Genomic DNA, 2,817 nt, shown 5'->3' on the forward strand with positions numbered 1-2,817 from the left:
CGCGACGCGCGCGACGGTGCGCGTATCGTTGCACAGACTCGCGGTGAGCATGTAAAAAGCGGAGCCGATACCGGTGCCGAACAGGATCGTCGACGACAGCACATGCAACCACTTGATCACGAGATACGTCACGGTCGACCCTTCGCGTCCAGTTCAAGCAGGCAAACGAGCGCCGCGATCATCGGCAGATTTTTCGATAGCGGCCCGTACGGATGCAGCCAGAATTCCGGCAGCCGCCAGCTGATCAGCAGCGTATAAAGCACGATCAATGCGATCTGGCCGACCCATAGCCGCGCGCGCGGTCCGAGCCGGCTCGGCCACCACAGAGACAGCACACCCATCAACAGATCGAACAGCGCCGCGCCGTACAACAGCGACGGTTGCCAGGCGGGCGGCGCACCGACCCTCGCGAGCAGCGCGTAGCTGGCCGCCGCCGGATACAGCACTGCGGAGACGATCGCCGTCCATATCCACACGGCGGCAATCGACACGCGCATGAGCGGCAGCAGCCATTCGAGCCGCGCCGCCGCTCCAAAGCCTTCGCGCTCGGGCGGCAGCGCGCCCAGCGAGCGCGGCGGGTGGCCGAGCCAGTGCGTCGTCTGATCGGCGGGCGCGACATTGCCGCGCTCCAGCATGCCGATCGCGTCGGTGCTGATCAGCGAGCCGGGCACGCGTTCGCCCAGGCGCGCGGCCAGACCTACCCATGCGCGCGGTATGCGGACGAACCGCGGCGGCGCACCACCGGCGAGCCGGCGCAGCAACGTCAGATAGGCGCGCAGGCTCAACGGCTCGGGGCCGACGACCGCGACCCGCTCGCCGCCGTTTAGCCCGGCAGGCGGCCGCCTATGCGCGCCGCTCACGATCACGTCGACAAGGTCATCGAGATGCACGGGTTGAATGCGCTGCGCGCCGTCGCCCGGCAATGGCACGACCGGCAGCGTCGCCCACATCGCCAGAAAGCGGGTGCTGCGTCCGCGCGGCGCGAACACCAGCGACGGCTGCACGATCAGCGAGGACACCGGCATCGCGAGCAATGCTTCGTCGGCTGCGCGTTTGGTCAGGTGATAAGCACTGCGCGCGTTCGCGTCGGCGCCGAGCGCGGATATCTGCACGATCCGCCGCACCCCGGCGCGCACGGCGGCGTCGAAAAGACGGATCGGACCGTCGCTGTGAATATGTTGGAAATCGTGGCCCGACGCGTCGCCGAAGATACCCACCGCGTTCACGATCACGTCGACGCCGTCGAGAGCCGGTAGCGGGCTGCGGCCCTCGGCAAGGCTCTTCAAATCGAGCGGCACGATCCGGCAGCCGTCGAGTCTGCCGCGCGCGGCACCGGGATTGCGGACACCGCAGATGACGGCGTGCCCTTGAGCCGCGAAGCGCCGCGCGACGGCCGACCCGATCAGCCCCGTTGCACCGGTGAGGAAGATAACCATGACCGTTCGAATAAAAATCACCGAGGACATTCTTGCGCCGGGTGTAGCGGCCGGGCTGCTGTCGACTGTCGCACTCGCGCTGTGCGGGAAGCTGCACGGCAAGCAGGCGAGCGCGCCGGTCAGCGCGGTCAGTCGTTGGGTCTGGCCGCAAGAAGCGCGCCGCACCGCGCATCCGGCGCCACGGCATTTGATCGCCGGGCTGCTGATCCATCAAACGATGTCGATCGGCTGGGCCGCGTTCAACGCGCTCGCATTGGCCACGCTCAGATACGTGATCGAGCGGCGCGGCGACGCTCAACAACGCGGCGCGCTCGCCGGTTTGGCCCATATCGGCGCGCAGGACCGCAACGGCGCTGATGGCCGCGGTGACGAGGCGGCAAGCGCCGCTCGTGACACGCGCAGCCGAGAGCATGTGCATCGGGTCGCGCTCGCGGTGGCGACGACTGCCGCGGCCGCCGTCGGCGATTACATCGTCGTGCCGAAGCGCTTCACGCCGGGCTTCGAATATCACCTGCCGGCCCGCCACATTGCGATGGTCTACATCGCGTTCGGCGCTGGGCTCACGGTGCCGTTCGTCGTCAAGCAGTGGATGGCGGGCCGCTCGGCTGCGAGCGATTAGCTTGGCCGCTGCGCCGGAGCCGCGGCCAGCATCGCTGTCGACGCACGCTCGCAGCGAGCGGAAGCGCGGTTAGCTGATGCGTTGGCCGCGATCCCCGGACTCGACCAGGAACAGTGCTTGCGCGCGTTGACATGCTGACCACCGCTGCGCCGGCCGGTCTTTCGGACATCCGGGCGCACGGCAGCACGCTGCTTCCAACCCAACCGGACATGGATGATGGACCGACTGATTTCGACCAGCGACTCGGCTGAACAATATCAACACGGACGCTACACCGTGATCGCGGATGCGATCCAGGGCGAACGCGGCCAATGGCGGCCACGCATCGAGGTGAGCGCGGACGGCGAACCCGTCACGCTGGATGCGCCCGATAGCATCGGCCCTTACTGGGCCACGCGCGACGAGGCGATACGCGCGGGCCTGGAACGCGCGCGCTACCTCCTCGATAAGCGCGATGGTGTCATCGACGGACGCAACCCGGGACGGCGCGGGATGTAGCAATGTCCCGCAGTGTCCCTCGCGATAATCGGCCGATGAATCGGATGCGGAACTGTTCGCTACGGGAATGCCGGGCGATCAGACCAAGCTATGCCGCCGCTCGCTGTACAGCATCGAGAAGGGGGCAAGAAGCGAGGCCTCAAGAGAGCGCCGCTCAAGAAAGGCGCGATTAATTCGACGGCCCAAAAACAAAAAGCCCCTGATTCTTAAATCAGGGGCTTTTTGACGAATTTGGCGGAAAGGGTGAGATTCGAACTCACGGTA

5 protein-coding genes are annotated in these 2,817 nt (G+C 66.8%); 2 read left to right on the forward strand and 3 right to left on the reverse strand.

The window, feature by feature from the left end:
- Together VGH68_RS16570 and VGH68_RS16575 are read right to left on the reverse strand one after the other, a co-directional pair.
- The coding region (locus VGH68_RS16570; protein WP_331604739.1) for a DUF2269 family protein at positions 1–132 on the reverse strand (132 nt) is incomplete at its 3' end.
- On the reverse strand, positions 129–1,436 hold the full coding sequence (locus VGH68_RS16575) for an SDR family oxidoreductase (protein WP_331604735.1): 1,308 nt from the start codon (positions 1,434–1,436) through the stop codon (positions 129–131). The genes VGH68_RS16570 and VGH68_RS16575, both read right to left, overlap by 4 nt.
- On the opposite strand from VGH68_RS16575, the gene VGH68_RS16580 reads away from it, so the two are divergent.
- Both VGH68_RS16580 and VGH68_RS16585 read left to right on the forward strand, forming a co-directional pair.
- Positions 1,435–2,055, forward strand: coding sequence for a hypothetical protein (locus VGH68_RS16580; RefSeq protein ID WP_331604736.1), 621 nt, complete (start codon positions 1,435–1,437; stop codon positions 2,053–2,055). The genes VGH68_RS16575 and VGH68_RS16580 overlap by 2 nt on opposite strands.
- Positions 2,056–2,271: 216 nt before the next feature.
- Entirely contained in the window at positions 2,272–2,553 is a 282-nt protein-coding gene (locus VGH68_RS16585; RefSeq protein WP_331604737.1) for a DUF6566 family protein, read from the forward strand.
- A gap of 78 nt (positions 2,554–2,631) precedes the next feature.
- Here VGH68_RS16585 and VGH68_RS16590 read toward each other — a convergent pair.
- Positions 2,632–2,817, reverse strand: a 186-nt coding sequence (locus tag VGH68_RS16590) for a hypothetical protein (RefSeq protein WP_331604738.1), incomplete at its 5' end; no start/stop codon positions are given.

Origin of the sequence: Paraburkholderia sp. (assembly GCF_036488505.1) — a bacterium.
Taxonomy (GTDB): Bacteria; Pseudomonadota; Gammaproteobacteria; order Burkholderiales; family Burkholderiaceae; genus Paraburkholderia.